The following is a 23,652-nucleotide window of genomic DNA, read 5'->3' as shown; positions in this document are numbered from 1 at the left end:
AGCTACTATAAAATGAGTTTTAAAGTGGTATCGTTAAACACTTTTTTTACGCGGAAATTCTTTGAATTTTTGAGAGCTTTTGTAGTCTTTAAAAAATCAGAAAATGAATCTATAAAATCATTATCGTAAAATGTGGGAACTCTTACATTTTAAGAATCGATCTGCAAAATTTAAATCCCAACTTTTTCAAAAAAATGAATCACTGGAACTGAGCCAATACTTTAATCAAATGCTGTAGTTCCCACAAAAACCGTCACATCGTATATTTGCGAACTTTGACGAGACGTAATCTGTTTTATGCCGAAAAAACATACTCATCTGTGGGAGCTACCACACTTTTACTTCGAGCTTTTGAAAGTCTTATTACTTTGAGTATTTTTTCGCGGGTTTTAGGAGAATTTGCCGAAAATAAAGCAGAATGATCCGTGTTCTATTTGTAATCTTATATTTAATTTCTTCGATTCTATTTTCATTTCCAAAACGGGATGCAAGAGGTTCTGTATCCGAAAATTATCTCAAACAACAGGGAATCATTACCCTGGATTTGAAAAAAATCCACTATCGGGAAAACGATAGAATTCCGGTAAAAATGTCTATTACAAATACAGGGGAAGAGGTGGTTCGAATTTTCCCATCTGGAAGAGATTTAGAATCTTATCGAATTGTGGTTCGGGACGAGGATGGAAATCAAATTCCGGAAAAGGATGAAGAAAAAAGAACAGAATCAAAACGAAGAAATACGATCCAGTCTCTGGAAGGAAAAGAAGTCAAAGAAATTATACTTCATAAGGACGAGGTGTTTTCTAAAGAAATCGATTTGAATTCTAAATTCGATTTGGATCCTGGAAAAAAATACTTTGTGACTGCTTATTTTCATCCAAACGTTCACGAAATGCCGGCGCTTTTTATTCGTTCTCGCAATCAGCCCTATTTTTTTTATGAAGAAAAACATAACGAACCGGTTCTTTCTTCTATTCCGGAAAAAGATCCTTCCGTGGACGGTTTAGAGCCGGAAGAAGTGATTCATTTGTTCTTAGGTTCTGAAAAGAAAAAAAATTGGGTTCATCATTTTAAATGGATTTATTTTCCAGAATATATACAAAGTTACGATCAGTATGCGGAAGAATACAACCGTGCCGAAGAATCCGAAAGAGATTTTCTTTTGGAGAATTTCAAACGTTATCTTACCGAATCTAGAGCCGGAATTTTAAATTCCTATAGAATTTTAAATACAGAATCCGTTTCACCTGGTTTGGCAAAGGTGACCGTTTTTGTAGAAAGAAGACTGAATCGTCTTCGTGCCAAATATGAATATACTTATACTCTTAGAAGAGTTCCCGATGAACAGGGAGGTTTTTGGAAAGTGTCTAACTTAGTAGCAAAGGTGAAAAAATGACAGAAATTTTATCCCAAGATGAAATTGACGCGTTACTAAGCGCTATCAGTTCCGGTGAAGTCAGCGAATCGGATTACGCTTCCGTTTCTGAACAAAAAAAGGTAAAGATCTACGATTTTAAACGTCCGGATAAATTTTCAAAAGACCAAATCCGTACTTTACAAATGATGCATGAAACCTTTGCGCGTCTTGCAACCACGGGACTCTCGGCTCAGCTAAGAGCGCTTGTTTCGGTTCACGTTGCTTCTGTGGATCAGTTGACCTACGAAGAATTCATTCGTTCCATTCCGAATCCTACCACGCTTGCAGTAATCAACATGGATCCTCTTAGAGGTTCTGCGATCTTAGAAATTGATCCGTCGATTTCTTTTACGATCATCGATCGTCTGTTTGGTGGTAAAGGAGAACAGGCAAAAATTTCCAGAGAACTTTCTGAAATAGAAATGAGCGTAATGGAAGGGATTATCGTAAGAATTTTAGGAAACATGAGAGAATCATGGTCCACGGTGATAGACTTAAGACCTAGGCTTGGAAACATTGAAACGAACCCTCAATTTGCACAGGTGGTTCCTCCAAACGATATGGTGGTTTTGATCACTCTGGAAACTAAAATCGGAGAAGTAGAAGGGATGACGAACCTTTGTATCCCTTATATCACGATCGAACCGATCATCAATAAACTGTCTGCACAATATTGGTATTCTTCCATTCGTAAGGGAGAATTGGATGAGAACCGCGCCGTGATTCAAGAAAGATTAGATCAGGTAGCCATTCCTTTGATTGCGGAAGTTGGATCTGTGGATGTTTCGATTAACGACTTTATGAATCTTTCTATTGGAGATGTAGTGAAGCTTGAAAACACTTCTACAAGATCAGAGATGATCGTAAAAGTAGGAGAAAGAAAAAAGTTCAAATGTCTTCCTGGAAGAGTGGGGAGCAGACTTGCGATTCAAATCGGCGAAAGAGTAGAAGATATTCCAGATGAACTTTTGGGTTCTACACGTTCCGAGCAAGAATATTAGAATTTTTTAAAGTGTGATTATACGTCTTAATTTTATTTTGAAATTTTCAAAAAACCTTAGTTTATGTAAAATTTGAATGATTCATCTTAAAAGTTTGTATTCAGTGGACGGAATTTTTCTTCACAAATGTTGTATCTCAAGATTAGTGTTTAGGATTTTGACAAGCTCTTAATAAAAAAGGCGGTCTTGAACCGCCTTCGAATTTTATGAACTTTCAATCCGATTTAAGAATTTGAATTTAGAGAATTGTTTTGCTAAAGTTCTATTTGGAAAATTATTTTTTCCACTGAATACATTCGCCTGGGCATTCATCCATTTCTTTTTGAACAATTTTCCAATCTTCTTCAGGAATCGGAGCTTGGTTGACCATTTCTCCTCCGATATGGGTTTCCGAAGTATCATTATCGTCCATTTGAAAATATTTCGGAAGATTGTCTGCACATTGATTGCAGGAAGTGCAGTTATCCTTGTCTACATACGCAATTTTAGTCGCCATAGGCTTCGATTCTCCTGGGTCAATTAGTCCCGGTCGCTTAAAAAACAGGTTTCAAGTTCAATTTTCCAATCATCCTTTAGACGGCAAGTCCTTTTCTGGAGTTAATTAGATCTTATAAAATTTGAATTTACTTTGTGAATGGTAAAAACAGGTAAAACTGTGGACTTGCGATGAATTTTATGTTACCTTGCCCGGAAAGAATTTATAGATAGGAGAATTGAAATGATTCAGAAAAGTTTTTGTTTTGTATTGATCGTATTGTTTTTAGCCAGTTGTACAAAATCTAAAAAGGAAGATCTGCAAGGTGGGGTTTTTACTTTTATAAAAGGTAACGTTAAACTTTATGATAAAGTTGGAAAAATAAAAAAAACAGGACTTTCTGAATTTATTTTACCGGAAGATAAAATTGAAACCACTAAGGATTCTTATACGGACATTCAGTTGATGGACGGTGTTATCATTCGCGTAAAAGAAAATACAATACTTACTTTGAACAAGATTTATGTGGATTCTAAAAATTCTGAAATTTATTCTGATATTAGCCTCAATAAAGGAAAGATATTTTCTAAAGTTGGTACTAAGTTAAGTAAATCCTCTGGATTTAGAATTACAACTCCTACTTCTACTGCGGCAGTTCGTGGTACTGATTTTCAAGTGGAAGTGGACGGAGCACAAACAGAAACCCTTGTTTCTGAAGGATCTGTGGAGGTGACGGATAACGATAGTCCTGATCAAAGTAACGTTGCAGATGCGGGTGAAAAAATAATTTCAGACGGTAAAAGTCAGAAAGAAGAAAAACTTTCTGAAGACGAACTAAAAGAATTACAAGAAGATTCCGCTACAGTTCAGTCTGTAACAGAAGAACAAAGACAAAAAATAGAAGAAATTTTAAAAGACTTTAAAGAAAATAAAGAAAGAATTCTTCAAGGTTTGGAAGAACAAAAACAAAGAAACCAAGAACTCATCAACGCTACTAAAGAAGAAAATCGTAGAATGATAGACGAGGTCAAAGAATCTGGTAAGGCTGAAAAAGAAGCCATTAAAAACGCCGCTGATGAAGAAAGAAAAAATATCAAATCAGGTATTGATAAAGAAAAAGAAGCTCTGGAAAATTCTAGAAAATCTCTGAAAGATCAAGTTAAACCTCAGTAAGTTTAGAGTTCTAGTTTTTTTGCGAAAAAAACTAGAACTTTTCCATTTCAATTTTATAAAATTAAATTAGAGCTCAATTAGCAAAACTGCTTCGACCGTTTCCATCAAATAGAAACAGATGAAGAATTAATTTTTCAACAATTCTATTATGATACTCTTGCACAAAACCGCCATTTTGTGGGATCATATTCAAATTAATTTATTTGATCGAAATCAAATTTCCTTTCGTTTTTTTTAAAGATTATAAAAAATATTCGTTTAAATTACTGGTCCTTGGTTTTTAACACCGTTTGAGATTAGAAGGCAAAGTTTGCCCATCATCTCTATTTTTTTCGCTACTGATCTCTAGAAAATTGAATCCCATTAATTTTTACTGCAAGGCTTGTTTTCGTGTAAATGTTGGGGACTTTATTTTAACGTGAGTTCGACGTAAAAAAATTGGGGCCAATAATAAACTCAGGTGCTGCTCTCTACCATAACCAACCCCACAAGTATTTAGATTTCAATATTAAATCTTGTGGGAATTACGACAAATCCTCTGTAAAACTGAGTTCCCACCCCACAACGCGATCCATAGAGAGCGTTGTGCTTTAGTTTTCCCTATTTTTGGGTGGGGGTAACTCAATGAATTGCTTCCCATGGGTCGCAATTCAGGTGGAGAAATTCGGAAAACTTTTCTCTATCAGAAAAACATGTTTTTTGCAAGTAAAAAGACTCATTCTTGTCGGAACACTTGAAAAATGTGCGTTTTTGAGCCCACAACGCGATCCGTAGAGAGCGTTGTGTTGACTTTCCAACGCTTTCGCATTTGTTATGCTGAACTCACGTTATTTTATAGTTCTGAGTAATACAAAATTAGGATTCTGTTCTATACATCTGAGTAAGAATTAGGATTTTAAAAATAAATTCGAAGATTCTAAAATTCTTTTTTAATGTAATCGTTTTAATATTTGCAAAAACTCACTTTTCATTCGATTTATTTTTTAATTTTACTTTAAAATCACTCTTTAGCTTGAAATAAAGTATAGTCGCAGCAAAAAGAAATGTAAATGCGTTTGCCAGAATGATCGGAAAATCCTGTTTTAAACATCCGTAGATAAACCAAAGTAAAACGCCGGTGACAAGTACGATATACATGTTTCTAGAAATGTCTTTTGTGCTACCTCCCATTAAGATCCGGATTAATTGGGGTAAAAATGAGATTGTTGTTAGTAAGGACGCAATATATCCTAAAAATGTAATGGAGTCCATGTCGCTTTAAATTCCGATTAGGGTCTTATGTATTCTCTGGTTACGATCGTTTTGATTCCTCCGCGTGCGTTGTAATCTCCGATCACTTTTAAATATTTGGGATCAACCGATTTGATTAAGTCTTCCAATATCTTGTTCACTAAAAATTCGTGAAAGATACCTACGTTTCTGTAGCTTAAGATATATTCTTTAAAGGATTTAAGTTCGATACAACGTTTGTTGGGAATGTAGGAAACTAAAATCACACCAAAGTCAGGAAGACCTGTTTTGGGGCAAACTGCAGTAAATTCAGGAACCGTAAAATCGATTGTGTAATCTTTTCCCTCGTAAACATTGGTGAAAGATTCGATCTCGGGCGTTTGTAAAGAAGGGATATGATCCTGTCTTCCGTCGTAGATTTCTGGATGATTCGTTTTCATGGATAATTCCTTGATAACCAGATTTTTCGATCTTGTAATTGCGAAAATTCTTTTTCCCGAATCGATAGCAAAGTCCAGAAGAGGCTTAGAATGGTTATCCATAAAAAAATTGCCGTGGTTGATTTTGGCGGACAATACGCTCATTTAATCGCGTCTAGAATTAGAAGACTTGGGGCATATACGGAAATTCTTTCTAACGAAGAACCTATTTCTAATTATCAAAAATATTCAGGTATCATTCTTTCTGGCGGTCCAGAAAGCGTTTATGAGCCAAATTCTCCCGTTATTACATCTAGGATTTTTGATTTAGGAATTCCTATACTTGGGATTTGTTACGGTCATCAACTCATTATGAAATTATTAGGCGGAGTTGTAGAACGTTCTGGAACGGGAGAATACGGTCCTGCTTCTCTACAACTTCATGGAACCAATGGAAATTCTATTTTAAAAAATTTCGTAGGCGGAGAGCAGGTTTGGATGAATCACGCGGATGAAGTTGTAAAACTTCCAGAAGGTTTTTCTAAAATTGCTTCTTCTAAAGATTGTGGTTATGCGGTCGTTGAAAATTCATCTAAGAAAATTTTTGGAATTCAGTTTCATGCAGAAGTTAGTCATAGCGAAAAAGGTTCAGTTCTTTTAGATAACTTCATTCAGATTTGTGGGGTTTCTAAAACTTGGGGAATCGATCAGTTTTTAAAGGAAAAAATCAAAGAGATTCAAGAAGCAGTTCAACAGGAACAGAAAATTTTTATGCTCGTTTCCGGAGGTGTGGATTCCACGGTCTCGTATCTTCTTTTGTGTAAAGCTCTTGGTGCTGAAAGAGTTTTAGGTTTTTTGATCGATACTGGTTTTATGAGAAAGGAAGAAGTTGTTTCTCTTCAAAAAAAACTAACTAGTCAAAATATTCACCTAACAGTGAGAGACGAATCCTCTCTTTTTTATAAAAGTTTAAAAGATAAATCCGATCCGGAAGAAAAAAGAAAAATTGTAGGTAATCTATTTTTAGAAGCGAGAGATCGTGCTGTAAAGGATTTAGATCTGGAACAAGGAGATTGGCTTTTGGGTCAAGGTACGATTTATCCGGATACGATCGAATCTGGTGGAACCAAACATTCCCATACCATTAAAACGCATCACAATCGGGTAGAAGCGATTCAAAAACTGATTGAACAAGGAAAAGTAATAGAACCGATTCGAGATCTTTATAAAGACGAGGTAAGGGATTTGGGTGTGCTTCTGGGTTTGAATTCGGAATGGGTAGGGCGTCATCCATTTCCAGGACCGGGACTTGTGGTTCGTATGCTTGCAGTGGAAAAAAAAGGAACCGAAAAAGATCAATTGGAAATTGATTCTTATCTTGCAACTCAAGGTGGCTTGTCCGGAAAAATTCTTCCGGTTGCAAGCGTGGGTGTCAAAGGAGACAGAAGGTCTTACGCCAACTGTGTTGTGTTAAACGACATCGAAACGGATTGGAACACTTTAGATCGTGTAGCAACTTATCTTTCAAACCGATTTTACTTTATCAATCGAGTGGTTTTTTTACCTTTTGAATCGGATCTTAAAAAACTGAATTTTCAATTTACTGGAATGCAGTTGGATAAAAAATGTTCCGACTTACTTCGTGAAGCTGATTTTACAGTTGAATCCGTGATTCGTAAATCGGGGCTTTATAATAAAATCTGGCAGATGCCAGTAGTTTTACTTCCGATTGGAGAAAAGGAGAATGAGAAAAGTATTGTGCTTCGTCCTGTCGAATCTCAAGAAGCGATGACTGCTAACTTCTTTCGGATGGAACGTTCTATTTTACAGGAAATTAAAATAGAAGTTCTAAAAATTCCTGAAATTCGTTATCTGTTTTTTGATCTTACGAACAAACCTCCCGGAACGATTGAATGGGAATGACAGAATTTCGAAAAATGCAGGATTAGGAAAACAACCGTCGCCTAACTACGGCTTGATTTAAAATCCCTTCGTGCACAGGCGCTCGGATTCATTTCTGCTTTACACATTGTTTTGCCACTTCGGTTCGAGGGCGGCTCACTAAGGTTCGCTCAAACTTCGCGCCCTTGTGCTTCAGGGCTGCAATCTCGAAGAGACTCTTTCGTTAAACGCCAGTTTTTTATCGATCAAAAACCAAATATAATTATGTTTACCACGAGAAGTTAAATATGGAAAAATTAATTAAATTTAAAGAACTATTAGAAAATAACGGAAATTTAGAAATTGAAAATTCTGACAGAGTTGTTTTGTTAAAAAGCAAAGAATTATATCATTTAGAATTTTATGGAAATCCAGCCGAAGATAACTACTACAAACTCTTAGAGATAATTTGTGACAAAGAAATATCTGAAAAATTAAAATCTATAGATTTCAAAGGACTTGATAAAGGAGCCAATGGAACTCGAAATTGGGATCTTAATGCACTTGTCAACGGCTCTGCATTCTTTAAAAATTTAGAATATTTTGCAATAGAAAAAACAAAATCCGATCATCATAATCGTACTATTATTGGAGAATCTTACCAAGAAGATGGAGTCCTTGCAAAATTAGTAATAAAATGCCCAAAACTGCGAGTATTAATTTCTCCATCAGCCCCGAATTCCGATTTCTTTAGAAATCAACACAATACATTAGAATTATTAAATGTATCAGCAGGATATGCTCATGAGAATTTCATTGAAAATTTATCTATATATAATTGTTTTCCAATGTTAACAAATTTACAATTTGGAGAATACAATGAAACTTATATGAATAATTATTTAGATCTTACTACTCCCTTCGATCATTATAAAAAGCTTTTCTCTTCAGGAATCTTGAAAAATTTACGAATATTTATTTTAGAAAATCCTGTTTGTTCAGAAGAAGAATTATCGGAAATCAAAACCTTACTTAAGGATTGTCAATTCCGAGTAATTCGATGGTCTTCTGAATAGATTAGAAAGTAGATTCGATTTATTATTTTTAAATATATTTGTACAACAACCGTCGCCTAATTACGGCTTGATTTAAAATCCCTTCGTACACAGACGTTTGGAAACGTAACGTCGGCAAACATAATCGTTCAATGATTTAATTTAGAAATGAATTTAGTTCTAAGTTTACGTTATTTCTATTTCAAAATAAAAACTTTACTCAAAAACTATACGAGCATATTACCAAGCGTTTTTCACATATTGACCGTTTTACTATAAAATTCACAATACTTCCTTTTGTGAAATTTTTACTTTTCTTTCGAAATCGAAAATTCTTTTCCTAAATATTCAAATACGAGAATATCTTCCCTTTGAATAATTTGCTTTGAAAAGTCTAACAATAGTTCGCTGGAAAAAGAGCCCCATTCTCCTAAAAGCGGGGCGGGATGTGCTATCGATTCTTGAAAAACTTTTAAATTCTCCGGTTGAAAGGAAACGGATAGACCGGGAGAGTAAAACAATCTTCCGTTTTCCAATTTTCGAAAAACAAAAATCGTAGTTGTCGGTTGAATAAAATTCCATTCTCCATTACAAATAGAAAGATAGGGAAATTCTAAATATTCCCCAGTGTCGTTCTTGCGAATTCTAGAAATAAAAAAATCCAAGAACTCCGGATCTTTCAGCTCGGAAGAATCGTGATAAAGTTTTCCTCTTCCATCTAATCGATAAAAATAGATTCTTCTTTGTTTCATAAAGACTTTTCTATTGACACTGATCTTTCTCTTAAAATCATACCTTATAACGGCGTCGTGGCCAAGTGGTAAGGCATGGCTCTGCAAAAGCTTGATCCCCGGTTCGAATCCGGGCGACGCCTGACACACACGTCGTATCCTGCCTGGATGGTGGAATGGTAGACACCCAGGACTTAAAATCCTGTGAGAGCAATCTCGTGCGAGTTCGAGTCTCGCTCCAGGTACCAATTTTAAAATTCATTTAGATTTTTATTTCTACAAAAATTACGGCTAAAATATTCATTTTCTGATAAATGATACGTTTTTTATTTTAAGAAGAATTATCAAAAGAAGAATGCCTAAAGTTAGTGATTTTTGTAAATATCGGATGCAAGAAATTTTTTAAGATTAGAGTTGTTGAAAAATTCCATAGTGAAGATTCGTAAAATTGCTTCAATTGTCCATTCAATCCAATACAAACAGATCAAGAATTAATTTTTCAACAACTCTATTGATTTAGATCTAAAAATTTTTCTAAAAGTAAATTCCCAGAAAATGATTCGTTTGGCAGATTTTATGATCTTTTTCTATCTTTAAAAATTTGTAAGAGTTCCTACATTTTAAGTTTTGAAACAGATTCAGAATCGTATTGTTTTCATACGTCCTACTAATCTCTATAAAATTAATTACCGTTAATTTTTATCACAAAACACTGTTTCAGTGCAAAATATTAGGGATTTTAATTTGTGTTTGGTGAAAAACTACCTGTAAGAGTTCCTACATATTTCCGTTTATCTGTAAATGGATCGACTCATACGAAAGATATAGCGCGGATTCGATTTAAGGAATCGGCGATTTGTTTTTATCTTCTAATTGTGGAACTATTACAAAAATCAGAATTCTCTGATACAAAATAAGAAATAAATGACGTGAGTCGGCGTAGGGATTGTTTTATAAAAACCGGATTTTTCCATAAAAAATAAAATGTAGGAACTCTCACAAATCTGAATTTTACGACAAAACTTTGAAATGTGGGAACTCCACTGTTTTTAGCCTTTAAGGACTAAGATCTATCATTTCCATAAATGAATGTAGGAATTTTTATTTTTAGAAAAATTTTCCTATTTTTTCTTCCGCGAACTCACGTTATATTAGATCGAGCTTATATTCTTCTATTTCATTTTTCTATAGGAATTAGAATATCGCAGATTCTACCAAAATACAATTTTGGAAGATCCGGTTTCAGTTCCATTTCAAAACCGGAATAACTGATTCTAAAATCACGAAAAAAAACTCCCTCCGGAAATTCTTTCGGAGTTGTATCCATTAGAAAATTAGGAATTAGGATTTCATTTTTTCCTTTTTGTAAATCCACAGAAATGGTTCCTAAATCTCCCTCTCCATGTGCCCAATAAAGTTGATCTTGGTCAAAAGAATCTCTAGTAACGACCGTAATCTTTGCGGATTTTGGAGGGTTGATCGAATTTTCGGGAATGTAAATCGCAAAACTAAATGGAGTTTTTCTAGGTTGGGGAGGATTTGGATAACGATGAGTTAGACAACCTTCTACTTGAAAAGGTAAGGATGCTTGAGATACGTTTAAACGGGAAGATTGAGTTTTGAAAAGTGGTGATTTTGAATTTTGTTTAGTGTTGATCCAAGAAAAAACATTCGAGATTTTTTTTTCCGAATCCAATTCGTATTTTAGAATATTCTTTTGTACTTCATGAGTCAGAGTAAGATCAGAAGATCTTACTCTTCTATTATATACCTCTAGAGGTTCTAAATTTAAACGTGGAATCCAAAAAATCCAATAAAAAATCATTGGGATGAAAATCGCACAAATTGTTTTTAAAAAAAGATTCCAATTTTTTATAAAATATAAAATTACTTTTTCGAATGCAAATTTTTTTGAAAAATTTATTTTGTTTTGCGAAAACTTTTTCTTTAACTTATAGAAAAAAATAGAAAAATTAAAAGTTGAAACTGAAGAATCGGTTTGACTCTGTCCTAAATTAAAAATTCTATCTGTTTTACCTGAGTTTAAAGATTGAGAATCATTATGCGAAATGTTTTGATTTTCTTTTTCCTCATCCTGCATGTCTATTTTAGAAATTATAAATTTGTCTAAAATTAAATTCAATTTTCTGAATATATAACTATATCGTAAATTGTTTAAAGTTTTAGTGGTTGGTTGTAAATTATTTTCCGTGGTTTTGTCAAAAGAAACTTTTAGAAGTGATAAACTACTTCCTAAAAAAATTCCGCAAAACGCGAAAAATGGTAAAACCACTTCGTCGTCTAACAGATAACACTGAAAAAAACCAGCTGGAAATAAACTTAAAACTCCGATTGTAAGTATCGAAATTCCATTCTGAATGTTATAATCATTTTGAAAAAACGAACTGAACAATCTCCCCCAAAAAAGTAAAAATAAGATTCCGGCAAAAATTCCTCCTGTGATCATAAAATGTAAAAGGTCGTTATGTGCGTGTCCTCTTGGGGTGATATAAAGTTCATACCAGAGTTGTTCTTCCTTTTGGATCATATTCGAAGATTCTTTCCAATGGAAGTCTTTGTAGTTTCCTCCTCCTATTCCTATAAGCCAGTGTTTACTTAGTAAAGGAATTGTATTTTTATATATATAATATCTTTGGTTCTCTGTATTATGGATTTGGAATATTTGAGAAACTGATCTTTGAATTAGCCAATTGTTCCTAAAAAAATATACCGTGGACAGAAAAACGGAGATCAAAACCAGACCAGAAAAAATTTTTGTTTTTAGAGAAATTTTAGGTAAATGTTTTCTCAAGGAGAATATAAGTAAAAGTAAAACATATACTACTCCTAACCAAACGGATCTACTTTGATTGAAAAAGAGTATTATAAATCCTGTAAATACTAAAACGGTTTTGAATCCAAAAGCAAAAGTTCTTTTTTGTTGAAACGATTGAATCCAATCTATAAAAAGTCCGGGTAAAAAAAGTCCTAAAAGCCCTCCAAACGTTAGGTGTGTATTCATCATCCCGATCGGAAGATAGAGTTTGATTGGTCCTATACTTCCGGAAAAATGTTGTAGCCTATCACCCGGTGCGTATTTAAATCCGTTTGCTACAAACTTTCCAATACGAACTTCTGAAAATAAACTGATACAACCCAATAGGATCGCGATCGTCGCCGATATGAATAAAAATTCTCTTAAGTTTTTTTGATTTTTTTCTACGGATGCGATTTGATAAGAAGCTGGAAAAATAAGTAACATCCAAAAATCACCGAACTCGGATTGTTTTAAGAATTTTTTAAAAAAAGGGGAGTAATCTTCTGCCTGAAAAATAGAAGATAAGAAAAGTAGAATATAAATTCCTAAAAAGATCCAAAATGGAATTTGAACTTTATTCCAAACGTGTTTGGATTCTTTTTCTAAAAAAAATAAAGGATAAGTACAGAGGATCGTAATCGCTCCAAATATCTGAGATACACTTACCGAAACTGGAAAGCTGAATAAAAACAATCCGAAAGAAATTAAAGAAACTTTTTGTAGTTTGTTTGCGATTTTATATTTCACCTTAAGTCCCTAAAAATTCTCTTAAAAAACCAATGACAGAGAAGGAATTCATTCTACCATTAGAAAAAAGAACCGATTCCAGGAATCAATCAAACCGATGGCAAAATCAATTCCAGCCAAGAAAAAAATACAAACTCAAAAAAAAGAAATTCTACAAAAATCGATCGGAAAAAAACTTTCGGTCGCTATCATTACCTACAACGAAGAAAAAAACATAAAAGAGTGTATCGAATCCTGTTTAGAAATTGCGGATGAAATTGTGGTCTTAGATTCGATCAGTACGGACAAAACCGAAAGGATCTCTAAGTCTTTTTCTTCCGTGAGATTTTATAAACAGAGATTCAAAGGTCATATCGAACAAAAAAACGATGCGATCGCACTTTGTAAGTACGACTGGATTTTTTCCTTAGACGCAGACGAAAGAGTTTCTACGGAATTGAAAAACTCAATTCTTACTTTTAAACAAAAACAAGACGACGAAACTTTAAACGGCCTTCAAGTTTCCCGTCTGACTTATCATATGGGAAAGTTTATCCGTCATTCCGGTTGGTATCCTCAATATCGTTACCGTATTTTTAAAAAAGGAAAAGCGATTTGGGTAGGTGAAAATCCACACGATTATATTAGCATTCAAGGAAAAGGAGGTAAAATTTACGGAGATATTATTCATTATAGTTTTCGGGATCTTTCTCATCAAGTAAATACGATCAATCAGTTTTCTTCGATCGTCGCGTTTACGAGACAAAAAAAAGGAAAAAAATTTTCTATTTTGAGAACGATCTACAAGCCGTTTTCTAAATTTATAGAAACGTATTTTTTTAAGTTCGGATTTTTAGATGGTTTTCCGGGTTGGGTGATTGCGGTTTCTTCTGCATATTCTACTTTTTTAAAAGACGCCAAACAATACGAACTGCAAAAAGAAATTTTAGAACGTCCGTCTAACGTGAAAGAGGACTATGGGCGTCGTTAAGTCGTTCTTTAGCAAGTTCTTCTCCATTTTTCGAAGAAGAAATAAAAAAAGACGTCCCGAAGAAAAAACTCCTCCAGTACGTGAAAGTTTTGGTTACAAAAGGGAATTGGCCGAACTGAGGGAAAAAGCAGATCGTTTTTTTGTTACTCGAAAGAAAAATGGCGGATTGATTCACGAAACAAAATATTATAAAATTCTAAAGAATGCTCCTAAACTTTTTAGACTCGAGGGAAAGGAAAAATCGGGAAGAGAATATTCTATCGTGATCAGCACCGGAAATTTTTTAAGTGTTCAAGCAGATAAAATCAGTGGAGTGGTTTTTATTCCGGAAGCGGAACTCAATCGGATTCTTTCTTACGAACATTCCGATTTGAAAAGTATGTTTTCTAGATTTCAACCAGAAGGAATCGAAGAAGACATCAAGATTTTATATGAAAAATCCGATTCTTCTCAAGAAACTTGGAAAGACTTTTATAACTGGGAACCTTTTTGGAAACAACAGATTTTTATTCGTTTGAAACCAAGTATTCTTTGTATTCTACTTGTGTATATGGGAGCTGAGTTCGAACAATTCTTTCAATCTAATTCTACAAAAAGACTTAAAAGTATCGTTTCGAACGAATTGTATTTTTTAAACGTGAGTGGTAATCAAAAAGAAAATTCTCCGTATACGGAAAATCTTTCTCTTCAGGATTTTGAAAAAGCAAAGAAGGAATTTTTTCAAGTGCTCGAACAGATTCGAAAAAAAAGAGGAAACAACTAAGATGGATATTAAAGAAATCGCTCTCGGTCAGATTCGGGATTCCATTGCCACCAAACAAAAATGTATTGATTCAATTTTAGAAGACATTATAAAAGCTGGTGAAATCGTTTCCAAGATTCTACAAGCCGGAAACACGGTTTTTCTCTGTGGAAACGGAGGGTCTTCTTGTGACGCTTCTCATATCGCTGCGGAATTGGTCGTTCGATATAAGTCCGGAAACGAAAGAAAGGCGCTACCCGCACTTTCTCTTTCTGCTGATTCCGCCGTTTTGACTGCTTGTTCTAACGACTACGGCTACGAAGAAATTTTTTCAAGACAGATAGAAGCTTTTGGTAGAAAGGGAGATTTATTGATTGGGCTTTCTACAAGTGGAAATTCTAAAAATGTTTTGCTAGCGCTGGAAAAAGCAAAAACGAGAGGTGTAAAAACCATATCGTTGTTAGGTGGTGACGGCGGAAAAATGAAGAATCTTTCTGACTTGGACGTTATCGTTCCGAGTAACGTGACCGCCAGAATTCAGGAATCTCATATTTTAATCGGGCATATCATTTGTAGTATCGTGGAATATAACCTTTTCAAAATGGAATGACTTTTTTGTGAATTCTACCGCTATAGAAATCTCGAATCTTAAAGTTTCTACACCCGGTCGTCACATTCTTAAAGGAATCGATTTTACACTCGATATAGGAGATGTACATTGTATCTTAGGAGAATCTGGAAGCGGTAAATCCACGTTTGCGTCTTGTCTTTTGGGAACGATTGAAAAAGAACTCTTTCTAAGATCCGATCGTTTTTTTCTGTTAGGTCAAGACGTTCGGTATTTTACCGAAAAAGAATGGCAGAATGTTCGCGGGAAAAAAATCGCCTTGGTTCCGCAAAATCCCATTTGGGGTTTTCATCCGTATCGAAAAACTGGATCTCAGATTTTAGAAGCGTTTTCACTTTACAACAGAGAACTCGCATACAAAAAGAAAATTCTATCTTTGTTGGAATCCATTTTTATTTTAGAACCCGAAAAAGTTTTCGATTCTCTTCCGAGTCATCTTTCCGGAGGGGAAAGGCAGAGGATTTTGATTCTTTTAGCGGTTTATTCTGGGGCGGAGATTGTGGTTGCGGACGAACCAACTGCAGCCTTGGATTCGATCAGTGAAGCAGAAGTTCTCAAACTTTTGATGAAATTCAGAAAAGAAAAAAAACTTTCTCTCATTTTTATTACTCATGAAATCTCTATCGCCAAATCTTTGGCCGATACTATAAGTATCCTTTATCAGGGAGATTGGGCTGAAATTCTCAAAAGACCAATTCGGGGAGAATGGATTGTTAAATCTGAGTATGGAAAAAAACTTTTTGAAAGTTGATCTCAGATAGTAGAGTGCGAACGATGAGGTATGCAGTTTTACTAACGTTGATTTTATTTTTTTCTCCGCTTTGGGCGCAGAAGTCTCCTTTTATCGTGGAAGATAAGGATTCTTCTTCTTATCCTTGTGTTCAACTTTTTATTAGAGATAAAAAACAATTTCCTTTGGAAAGGGAAAATTTTCTAATTCGGGAATCCAGAGGATCAGAAACCAGAACCGTTCTCAGGCCCAAGGTTCTTCGTAAAGAAGGAAACCGTCCAGTACATTCCGTTTTTTTAATTCAATCCGGAACTTCTCTGGAAGAAAATAATTTCAATACTCGATTTTTACAAAAAGTGATTCAATCTTCCGGAGAAGAAGATCATTTCAGTTTTATCTTTTTTTCGGACGATCTTCTTGTTGTAGAAAAGGATTTAGATAGACAAAATGCTCTTTCCAAAGCTAGAGTTCCCGGTTCTCTCGGTAACTACAATACAGGAGCGAATCTGGATCTAGTATTCCAAAAATTGAATTCGATTTTAACCAGAGAATCTTATTTGAGTTTGTTGGTAGCTGATTCGGAATACAAATTACCTTCGGGGCTTAGGCAGGGATTATCTACTTCCGGTCTTCCGATCCAAGTGATCGGCAAACGTAATTTCTCCAACTTAGAACTCGTTCGGATTTATGGAGGAGAATTTTACGACATTGATTCTACCGATTTGATTTCTAAGTTCTTAACGGATTTTGAATACTTTCATAAATATGCTGCGGAAATTCGATACGATTCCCCCTTTCAAAACGATTTTTGGAAAGGGATGTAGATTTTATCCGAGTAGATTGGGAATCTTCCAGAGGTGGAAAGTTTACTTACACATACAAACCCGGAATTATAAAACAACTTCGTTTTGTTTTACTCAGTCCGGAAGTGTTTCTTCCTACAATCAGTTTTTTACTCGTTCTCACTTTGATTGGACTTCTTCTTTTATTTCGAAAAGAAAATGTGGATTTTGACGAACCTGGAGAAGAGCAAAGAAAATTTCAAGCAAGAGGCGAAGAAAGAGAAGTGTATCAGAGAATGTACGGGGATCAGTTCCATTCCTCTCCGTATGCAAATCCGGAAGGTGTACACGTTTCTCGTTCTTTGCCCGTGAATGAACTTGAATTTGAAGCTGCGGAAGCCTATGATCTTGCTACTCTGATTCAAAAAGAAGGCAGGTCTCCTGGAAAACAAGTTCCGATTCGTAAGGCAGAGACAACTTTGGGAAATGGAGAACTTTCCGATGTAGTCGTTTCCGATCCTAGTGTTAATAAACAACACGCAAGAATTCGTAAGATCAAAAACCGTTTCGTATTATACGATTTGATTTCCGATGGTGGAACCTATCTCAACGGAAAAAAAATTTTAAGGCCTAGAATTCTTTACGATTTTGACGAGATCAGTCTTGGAAAAACTGTCTACGTTTTTAGAGCCCGTTAGAATTTTCAATCTTCCAAATTCGTACTTTTCACTTACAATAGATCAGGGTAGACGAAAAGACCCGATTTCCCAACGATGGAATTTAGATGGATTCTATTTCGAGAAACCAATCATAAAAATTCCGAAAGAAATTCTTTCGGGGAGTATTAAAATTCGATGAAGACAATGTTCGAAAAAATTTGGGAAGATCATCTGGTCGGAGAACTAGATGCTGGATCCTATTTAATTTATATAGATCGCCATCTCATTCATGAAGTTACAAGTCCTCAGGCTTTCGAAGGGCTCAAACTTGCAGGCAGAAAGGTTCGTCGTCCGGAAGCCACTTTTGCCACAATGGATCATAACGTGTCTACTCGAACACGTGATTTAAGTCTGGCCGATCCTATTTCCGCAATTCAAATGCAAACTTTAAAAAAGAACTGCGACGAAAACGGAATCCGCGTTTATGATTTTCAAAACCCGGACCAAGGAATCATTCACGTAATCGCTCCTGAAATGGGACTGACTCATCCTGGAATGACGATCGTATGTGGAGATTCTCATACTTCTACACACGGTGCGTTTGGTGCTCTCGCTTTCGGAATCGGAACCAGCGAAGTAGAACACGTTCTTGCGACCCAAACCTTAGTTCAGAAAAAAGCCAAGACGATGGAGATTAGAGTTGATGGAAAACTCTCCGATAAGGTCACGGCAAAAGACATCATTCTGGCGATTATCGGAAAAATTGGAACCGCGGGTGCAACCGGTTATGTAATCGAATATAGAGGTTCTGCAATTCAAGCTCTCAGTATGGAAGCTAGAATGACTATTTGTAATATGTCCATCGAAGCCGGAGCTAGGGCAGGTTTAATCGCACCGGATGAAATTACGTTTAGCTATATCCAAGGAAAAGATTTTTCTCCGAAAGGAGCCGAATGGGATCTTGCGGTCAAAAAATGGAAACACTATGTAACGGACGAAGGAGCCAAGTTCGATAGAACTGTAATTCTTCATGCAGATGAAATCGCTCCTATGGTAACTTGGGGAACTTCTCCCAGTCAGGTTATTTCTATCAAAGGAGTGGTTCCAGATCCAAAAGATGCAAATGATCCGGTGGAAAAAATTGGAATTGAGTCTGCACTTAAATATATGGATCTCAAATCGGGCCAGAAGATAGAAGACATTTCAATTAATAAAGTGTTTATCGGTTCTTGTACTAATTCTAGAATCGAAGATTTAAGAGCGGCTGCTGCGACCGTAAAAGGAAAGAAAGTTTCCTCTAAGGTTCAGGCGATTGTGGTTCCTGGTTCTGGCAGAGTCAAACGTCAGGCGGAACAAGAAGGTCTGGATAAAATTTTTACTGCGGCCGGTTTTGAATGGAGAAATCCAGGTTGTTCTATGTGTCTTGCGATGAACGACGACGTTTTAGAACCGGGAGATCGTTGTGCTTCTACTTCTAACCGAAACTTTGAAGGCCGTCAAGGGAAAGGTGGAAGGACCCATCTAGTAGGACCAGAAATGGCAGCAGCAGCGGCTATCGAAGGTCATTTTGTGGATATTCGAAACTGGAAATAAAAAGGTAAATTAGAATATTATGAAACCATTTACTGTATTAAACGGAATCGTCGCTTTGTTGGACAGACCAAACGTGGACACGGATCAGATTATTCCAAAACAATTTCTACGAAAGATAGAAAGAACCGGTTTCGGAGTTCATCTGTTTCACGATTGGAGATACTTAGACGACGCGGTTACTAAACTCAATCCTGATTTTTCCCTCAATCAGGAAAGATATAAGGGAGCTTCTATTCTTATCACCAGAGATAACTTTGGTTGTGGTTCTTCCAGAGAACACGCTCCTTGGGCTTTAGAAGACTACGGTTTTAGGGCGATTGTTGCTCCTTCTTACGCGGATATTTTTTTCAACAACTGCTTTAAAAACGGAATGCTTCCAGTCGTTTTAAAATCGGAAGAAGTAGAAGAGTTATTTCAATCAATTGCGACTAACGTAGGAGCGAAGATGGTAGTAGATTTGGACAAACAAACCGTAACTGGTCCAACGGGCAAACTGTATCATTTCGAGGTGGATTCTTTCCGTAAATACTGTCTTTATAACGGATTAGACGACATAGGTCTAACTCTAAAACAAGAAAGTAAAATCGGAGAGTTTGAAAAAAAGCAGAAAGAAGTTGAACCTTGGTTGTACGCCATATAATTCTACCAAAAAATATATGTTTGATGAAATATCCCGTTCGATAGATGAATTTGGAAATAGTTTTCTTGGCGCGCTGAATAACATTCAGAAATCTTTTGGACGGGAGTTGAGCGTAGCAAAACCGGTTAAAGAAACGATTTTGCAGATGATCGGAAATACTCCTCTCATCCGTCTGAATCAAATTGGTTCTCATATTCCCAATGTAGAATTTTATCTAAAAGCAGAATTCTGCAATCCTACCGGTTCGGTAAAAGATAGGACGGCCCTGTCTATGCTTCTTTCTTCCGAAAGAAGAGGGGAATTAAAACCGGCAGGACAGGTCATTCAGCCCGGTTATAATACAACCGCGATCAGTTTGGCTTGGATCTGTACAATTCGACAATATAAGTTTCGTTGTCTTGTTGCGGGTGATACGGATCCTCAAAAGATCAAGGACTTACAAACTTTTGGAGCGCATGTAGAAATAGTTCCCGAAGCAAAAGGAAATTGGGACGATGCACTTTTAAAAAGAGCCAAGGACATCAAAGAAAAAGAAAAGAATACTATCATCTTAAATGAGTACAAAGATATGGCGAATACAAATGCTCATTATCTTTTTACAGGTCCTGAAATTTGGAGAGATCTTTCCGGAAACGTAGATGCGTTTGTCGCGGGCGGTGGGTCTGGAGGAACTCTTTCTGGTGTAGGAAGATTTTTAAAGTCTAAAAAATCTTCCGTTCGGGTGATTATGGGAGTCAGTCAAAAATCTAGATTCATACGTAAGATGGTTCAAAATGAAAATTCGATTTATCTTCCGGAGTCCTTTGATCCTAAAATTGTAGATGAATACGTAGGCGTGGATCGGGAACAAGCTCTTTTATATCAATCCGATCTCTATCAAAAAGAGGGAATTTTTGCAGGTCAAACTACAGGCACAACTCTTGCTAGTGCGATTCGATTTGCAGAAGGTCTTTCTATCAAAGAAGATTCAAAATCACAGGTCTACAGAATTGTAGTCCTATCCCCTGATCGGTTTTGAAGGATAGAAATTTTCCTGATTCTATTTCTGAGTTAGAGTTTGTTAGAACCGAACTCGAAAGGGAAAAGAAAGAAGAAGATTCTATCTTTTCAAAAGACTGGTTGTCACGTCCGATTCCCGATAGAATTCGACAAGGAATCACTTTATATCCTATTGTTTACGAAGAACAAACTTTGGGAAGAGAAGGAAGTTGGACTTTAACCTTTCGATTTTCTAATCAAGAAGAATACCCTATCAAATTTCAAACCGGCGCTCCGGTTCAACTTGGTAAAAACGAGGATCGGATCAGAGCTATATTAGTTTCTCTTCATAAAGAAAAAATTAAAATTTCGATCGAAGAAGTTCCGGAATGGGCAGAAGAAGGAAAATGTTTTTTGGATCTTTTACCAGATGAAACTTCTTACAAAGAGATGTTTCACGCGTTAGACGTACTTGGGTCGGCGACCAAAGGAACAAGATTGTATGTAAATCGGGAACTTCTTTTGGGTTATGTAAAACCGGATTTGATTTCAATTCGAGATTCTGATCGTTCTCGTATCTTGGGAAGAATTAGTATGTTTCTGAACGAATCTCAAAAAAATGCAGTTGTACATTCAGTTTTATCTGAGGACGTAATGATTATTCACGGGCCGCCGGGGACCGGTAAAACAACTACGTTAACCGAAATTGTAAGTCAACTCGTTGCGGAAGAAAAAAAGATATTAGTATCTGCTCCTACAAATTCTGCTTGTGATCTTCTTGTTGAATCAATTTCGGCAAGAGGAATTTCAGTTTTAAGACTTGGTCATCCTGCCCGTGTCAACGAAATCGCAATCCATTCTACCTTGGATTATAAACTATTTCACCATCCGGACGGAAAATTATTAAACGAATATAGAAAAGACGTAATCGAAATTTCAAAACAGGCCAAAAAATTTAAACGAAACTTTGGTGAAAAAGAAAGAGAAGAACGAAAGAACCTTTTTATGGAAGTGAAGGAACTTAAAAAAACAATTCGTTCTATGGAAATAGGACTGATAGATAGTTTGGTTTCTTCCCATCCTGTAATTGTTTCTACTCCGGTTGCATCTGCCCGAGATATTTTAGAAAATAGAACGTTTGACTTTTGTGTATTAGACGAATCTTCACAGGCTTTGGAACCAGCTTTTTGGATCCCGATTTTGAAATCGGATCGTGTGATTCTCGCAGGAGATCACAAACAATTACCTCCTACTTTATTTTCCGAAAAAAATTCTCTTGAAACTACACTTTTTGAAAAGGCCGCCCAGAGATTAGAATCTCACGGACGCGTTTTTTTACTCGATACACAATACAGAATGAAAGAAGAGATCGTTTCTTTTCCTTCGAAGGAATTTTATTCGGATATTTTAAAATCGGGGCGTCCAGAAAAAGAAAAAATTCCAGAAACATTCCCTTTTTTGAATGCGTTTCAATGGATCGATACCGCTGGAACCGATAGTGAAGAAGTTATTATAAACGATAGTATTTCCAATCCGTTTGAAGCGGATTTGCAGGTACGTCTTTGTTTTCTTTTAAAAGAAAACGACTGGCCAGAGGAAGAGATTACGATTCTTTCTCCTTATCGCGCCCAAGTGCGATTAATTTCCGAAAAACTAAAAGATGTCGGGCTTACAAAGATCAACGTTTCTACAATCGATTCTTTTCAGGGAAGGGAGAATCGTTGTATTTTACTTGGTTTCGTACGTTCTAATCCGGAAGGTCGTTCTGGTTTTTTAAAAGAATCAAGAAGGATCAATGTAGGTATGACCAGGGCCAGGGATCTTTTACTTTGTATCGGAGATAGTTCTACACTTTCACAAGATCCTTTTTTATGTAAACTCATTCGATTTGCGGAAGAAAAGGAAGTATTTAGGACTGCTTGGGAATTTTAAACATGTATTCTGAAAATTAAATTTATTTTAATATAAATTTTATATAGAAAATTTGTTTTATAAATTTGATTTTTTTGTAAAAACAAAAATGTAGGAACTCATACTTTCAGAATGCATCCCTAAAATTGAGAATTGTGGCAGTTTATCTTACAGAAAAATTCAATTTTTACGCCGAACTCACGTTAGTTTAACGAGAAATTCAGTCAATTTAACAAAAAAACGTAATTTGTAAAAATTCTTACGGACTGTAATTTGATAAACAAATTCTGAAAGAGATATTTTTAGAAAATTTCTTCACGAACTTACTTAAAATTTATAAATACTTTACCATTTTAAAATATTCTTAAATGTAAAAAAACTAAAAAGAAATAAAGTTAAACTTGCACAAACGTGAGAAAACAAAATGTGAAACGAAGACTGGTCGATACAAAAGAATTTAAGAAAGAAATTTGCAAATGCCAGACTAAAAATAGAAAGAATTGCCGCAGCCAAAATAGGGTTTCCTGGTTTACCCGTTCTTAAAATCAAAATTCCGTATCCTGCAAAAAGTGGGTTTAGAATCGATAGAACGATCCAACATTTTCCGATATGGGTTTGAATTTTTTCCTCTAGGATTGAGTCCCATCCAAATATACATACGGAATATAAAATCCAAAAAGAAGCAAATATTAGTGGAAAACGAACCGATTTAGAAAAGGATTCTTCCGGAAAACGCAATTTAGACAATACCCAAAAAGAATAGAATGAGACACAAGAAATCCATAAGAAATCCGGAAGCAAACTCGGAATATGAATCCAACGATTTGTAAAAGGATGAAAAGTAATTAAATAAAGGAATATTACGATTACAAAAATAGGAGCTAAAATTAGAAATCGATTCCATTCGTGTTTTAGAATGGGAGGTTCTTCCGCCATTTTTCGAATTAAGGATTCAGTTGTTTGTTCTTTACGAGACATCGGTGTGAGTAACTTCGGAAATTTTTCAATTTTCAAGAATGGTTGGACAATAATTTCTTCCTGGTCCAAACTGGAAGAGATCGGTTTTAGCTTT

At 35.5% G+C, this 23,652-nt stretch carries 20 protein-coding genes, 2 tRNA genes and 1 pseudogene; 17 read left to right on the top strand and 6 right to left on the bottom strand.

The features are described 5' to 3' along the window. The first annotated feature begins 418 nt into the window (after window positions 1-418). Both LEP1GSC049_RS220830 and fliM read left to right on the top strand, forming a co-directional pair. The gene (locus LEP1GSC049_RS220830; RefSeq protein WP_004752354.1) at window positions 419-1,396 is read left to right on the top strand and encodes a hypothetical protein; all 978 of its coding nucleotides are present in this window, start codon (window positions 419-421) and stop codon (window positions 1,394-1,396) included. Continuing rightward, on the top strand, window positions 1,393-2,418 hold the full coding sequence (gene fliM / locus LEP1GSC049_RS220835) for a flagellar motor switch protein FliM (protein ID WP_000136083.1): 1,026 nt from the start codon (window positions 1,393-1,395) through the stop codon (window positions 2,416-2,418). Before LEP1GSC049_RS220830 ends, fliM begins: the two co-directional genes overlap by 4 nt. Before the next feature lie 274 nt (window positions 2,419-2,692). Here the strand turns inward: fliM and LEP1GSC049_RS220840 are convergent, their stop codons facing one another. Further along, window positions 2,693-2,914: a ferredoxin gene (locus LEP1GSC049_RS220840; protein ID WP_004460119.1), complete on the bottom strand. Its 222-nt coding sequence runs from the start codon at window positions 2,912-2,914 to the stop codon at window positions 2,693-2,695. A 222-nt stretch (window positions 2,915-3,136) separates the two neighbouring features. Between LEP1GSC049_RS220840 and lsa33 the strand changes: the two genes are divergently transcribed. Continuing rightward, entirely contained in the window at window positions 3,137-4,066 is a 930-nt protein-coding gene (gene lsa33, locus LEP1GSC049_RS220845) for a surface adhesin Lsa33 (RefSeq protein WP_004758688.1), read from the top strand. Window positions 4,067-5,026: 960 nt separating this feature from the next. Here the strand turns inward: lsa33 and LEP1GSC049_RS0205005 are convergent. Then, the gene (locus tag LEP1GSC049_RS0205005; RefSeq protein WP_016750385.1) at window positions 5,027-5,317 is read right to left on the bottom strand and encodes a SemiSWEET transporter; all 291 of its coding nucleotides are present in this window, start codon (window positions 5,315-5,317) and stop codon (window positions 5,027-5,029) included. A gap of 17 nt (window positions 5,318-5,334) precedes the next feature. Continuing rightward, window positions 5,335-5,838, bottom strand: a complete 504-nt coding sequence (gene queF, locus LEP1GSC049_RS220850) for a preQ(1) synthase (RefSeq protein WP_004762097.1) — start codon at window positions 5,836-5,838, stop codon at window positions 5,335-5,337. Here queF and guaA point away from each other — a divergent pair. Next, the gene (guaA, locus tag LEP1GSC049_RS220855; RefSeq protein WP_004751929.1) at window positions 5,827-7,638 is read left to right on the top strand and encodes a glutamine-hydrolyzing GMP synthase; all 1,812 of its coding nucleotides are present in this window, start codon (window positions 5,827-5,829) and stop codon (window positions 7,636-7,638) included. The two genes, queF and guaA, sit on opposite strands and share 12 nt — an antisense overlap. Before the next feature lie 605 nt (window positions 7,639-8,243). After that, entirely contained in the window at window positions 8,244-8,672 is a 429-nt protein-coding gene (locus tag LEP1GSC049_RS2000000228180; protein ID WP_029780981.1) for a hypothetical protein, read from the top strand. Between the two features lie 287 nt (window positions 8,673-8,959). On the opposite strand, the gene LEP1GSC049_RS220860 is transcribed toward LEP1GSC049_RS2000000228180, so the two are convergent. Further along, complete coding sequence (locus LEP1GSC049_RS220860) at window positions 8,960-9,403, bottom strand: DUF4505 family protein (protein ID WP_004751775.1); 444 nt, start codon at window positions 9,401-9,403, stop codon at window positions 8,960-8,962. A gap of 51 nt (window positions 9,404-9,454) precedes the next feature. On the opposite strand from LEP1GSC049_RS220860, the gene LEP1GSC049_RS220865 reads away from it, so the two are divergent. Both LEP1GSC049_RS220865 and LEP1GSC049_RS220870 read left to right on the top strand, forming a co-directional pair. Continuing rightward, a tRNA-Cys gene (locus LEP1GSC049_RS220865) sits at window positions 9,455-9,525 on the top strand. Window positions 9,526-9,544: 19 nt separating this feature from the next. Next, window positions 9,545-9,630, top strand: a tRNA-Leu gene (locus LEP1GSC049_RS220870). A gap of 929 nt (window positions 9,631-10,559) precedes the next feature. Here LEP1GSC049_RS220870 and LEP1GSC049_RS220875 read toward each other — a convergent pair. Then, window positions 10,560-12,947, bottom strand: a complete 2,388-nt coding sequence (locus LEP1GSC049_RS220875) for an O-antigen ligase family protein (RefSeq protein ID WP_016560432.1) — start codon at window positions 12,945-12,947, stop codon at window positions 10,560-10,562. 97 nt (window positions 12,948-13,044) lie between these two features. Between LEP1GSC049_RS220875 and LEP1GSC049_RS220880 the strand changes: the two genes are divergently transcribed. The 10 genes and pseudogenes from LEP1GSC049_RS220880 (at window position 13,045) to LEP1GSC049_RS220920 (ending at window position 22,601) form a co-directional block, all read left to right on the top strand. Further along, on the top strand, window positions 13,045-13,917 hold the full coding sequence (locus LEP1GSC049_RS220880; protein WP_004752339.1) for a glycosyltransferase family 2 protein: 873 nt from the start codon (window positions 13,045-13,047) through the stop codon (window positions 13,915-13,917). Continuing rightward, the gene (locus tag LEP1GSC049_RS220885) at window positions 13,904-14,680 is read left to right on the top strand and encodes an LBBP_01157 family protein (RefSeq protein ID WP_004758819.1); all 777 of its coding nucleotides are present in this window, start codon (window positions 13,904-13,906) and stop codon (window positions 14,678-14,680) included. Before LEP1GSC049_RS220880 ends, LEP1GSC049_RS220885 begins: the two co-directional genes overlap by 14 nt. Before the next feature lies 1 nt (window position 14,681). Beyond that, entirely contained in the window at window positions 14,682-15,269 is a 588-nt protein-coding gene (gene gmhA / locus LEP1GSC049_RS220890) for a D-sedoheptulose 7-phosphate isomerase (RefSeq protein WP_004752075.1), read from the top strand. A gap of 7 nt (window positions 15,270-15,276) precedes the next feature. After that, entirely contained in the window at window positions 15,277-16,038 is a 762-nt protein-coding gene (locus tag LEP1GSC049_RS220895) for an ATP-binding cassette domain-containing protein (protein WP_004752322.1), read from the top strand. Window positions 16,039-16,061: 23 nt separating this feature from the next. Next, window positions 16,062-17,497, top strand: a pseudogene (locus LEP1GSC049_RS02000000224490) (FHA domain-containing protein). Further along, the gene (locus tag LEP1GSC049_RS220900; RefSeq protein WP_004752597.1) at window positions 17,463-17,657 is read left to right on the top strand and encodes a hypothetical protein; all 195 of its coding nucleotides are present in this window, start codon (window positions 17,463-17,465) and stop codon (window positions 17,655-17,657) included. Before LEP1GSC049_RS02000000224490 ends, LEP1GSC049_RS220900 begins: the two are co-directional and overlap by 35 nt. After that, window positions 17,654-19,051 carry a 3-isopropylmalate dehydratase large subunit gene (gene leuC / locus LEP1GSC049_RS220905; protein ID WP_004763151.1) on the top strand — a complete coding sequence of 466 codons (1,398 nt, stop codon included), beginning with the start codon at window positions 17,654-17,656 and terminating at the stop codon, window positions 19,049-19,051. The genes LEP1GSC049_RS220900 and leuC overlap by 4 nt, the downstream gene beginning before the upstream one ends. Window positions 19,052-19,070: 19 nt before the next feature. Next, on the top strand, window positions 19,071-19,691 hold the full coding sequence (leuD, locus tag LEP1GSC049_RS220910) for a 3-isopropylmalate dehydratase small subunit (RefSeq protein WP_016560454.1): 621 nt from the start codon (window positions 19,071-19,073) through the stop codon (window positions 19,689-19,691). Window positions 19,692-19,707: 16 nt separating this feature from the next. Then, on the top strand, window positions 19,708-20,709 hold the full coding sequence (locus tag LEP1GSC049_RS220915; protein ID WP_004751910.1) for a PLP-dependent cysteine synthase family protein: 1,002 nt from the start codon (window positions 19,708-19,710) through the stop codon (window positions 20,707-20,709). Then, a complete protein-coding gene (locus LEP1GSC049_RS220920) occupies window positions 20,706-22,601 on the top strand; it encodes an AAA domain-containing protein (RefSeq protein ID WP_016560408.1) in 1,896 nt (631 codons plus the stop codon). The genes LEP1GSC049_RS220915 and LEP1GSC049_RS220920 overlap by 4 nt, the downstream gene beginning before the upstream one ends. Before the next feature lie 324 nt (window positions 22,602-22,925). Here LEP1GSC049_RS220920 and LEP1GSC049_RS220925 read toward each other — a convergent pair whose 3' ends face one another. Then, window positions 22,926-23,558, bottom strand: a complete 633-nt coding sequence (locus LEP1GSC049_RS220925; RefSeq protein ID WP_004752150.1) for an NrsF family protein — start codon at window positions 23,556-23,558, stop codon at window positions 22,926-22,928. Window positions 23,559-23,652: the final 94 nt, after the last annotated feature.

The organism is Leptospira kirschneri serovar Cynopteri str. 3522 CT (genome assembly GCF_000243695.2).
Taxonomy (GTDB): Bacteria; Spirochaetota; Leptospiria; order Leptospirales; family Leptospiraceae; genus Leptospira; species Leptospira kirschneri.
Note: the sequence above shows the minus strand (reverse complement) of the source record. Positions and strands in the feature narration are given on the sequence as shown.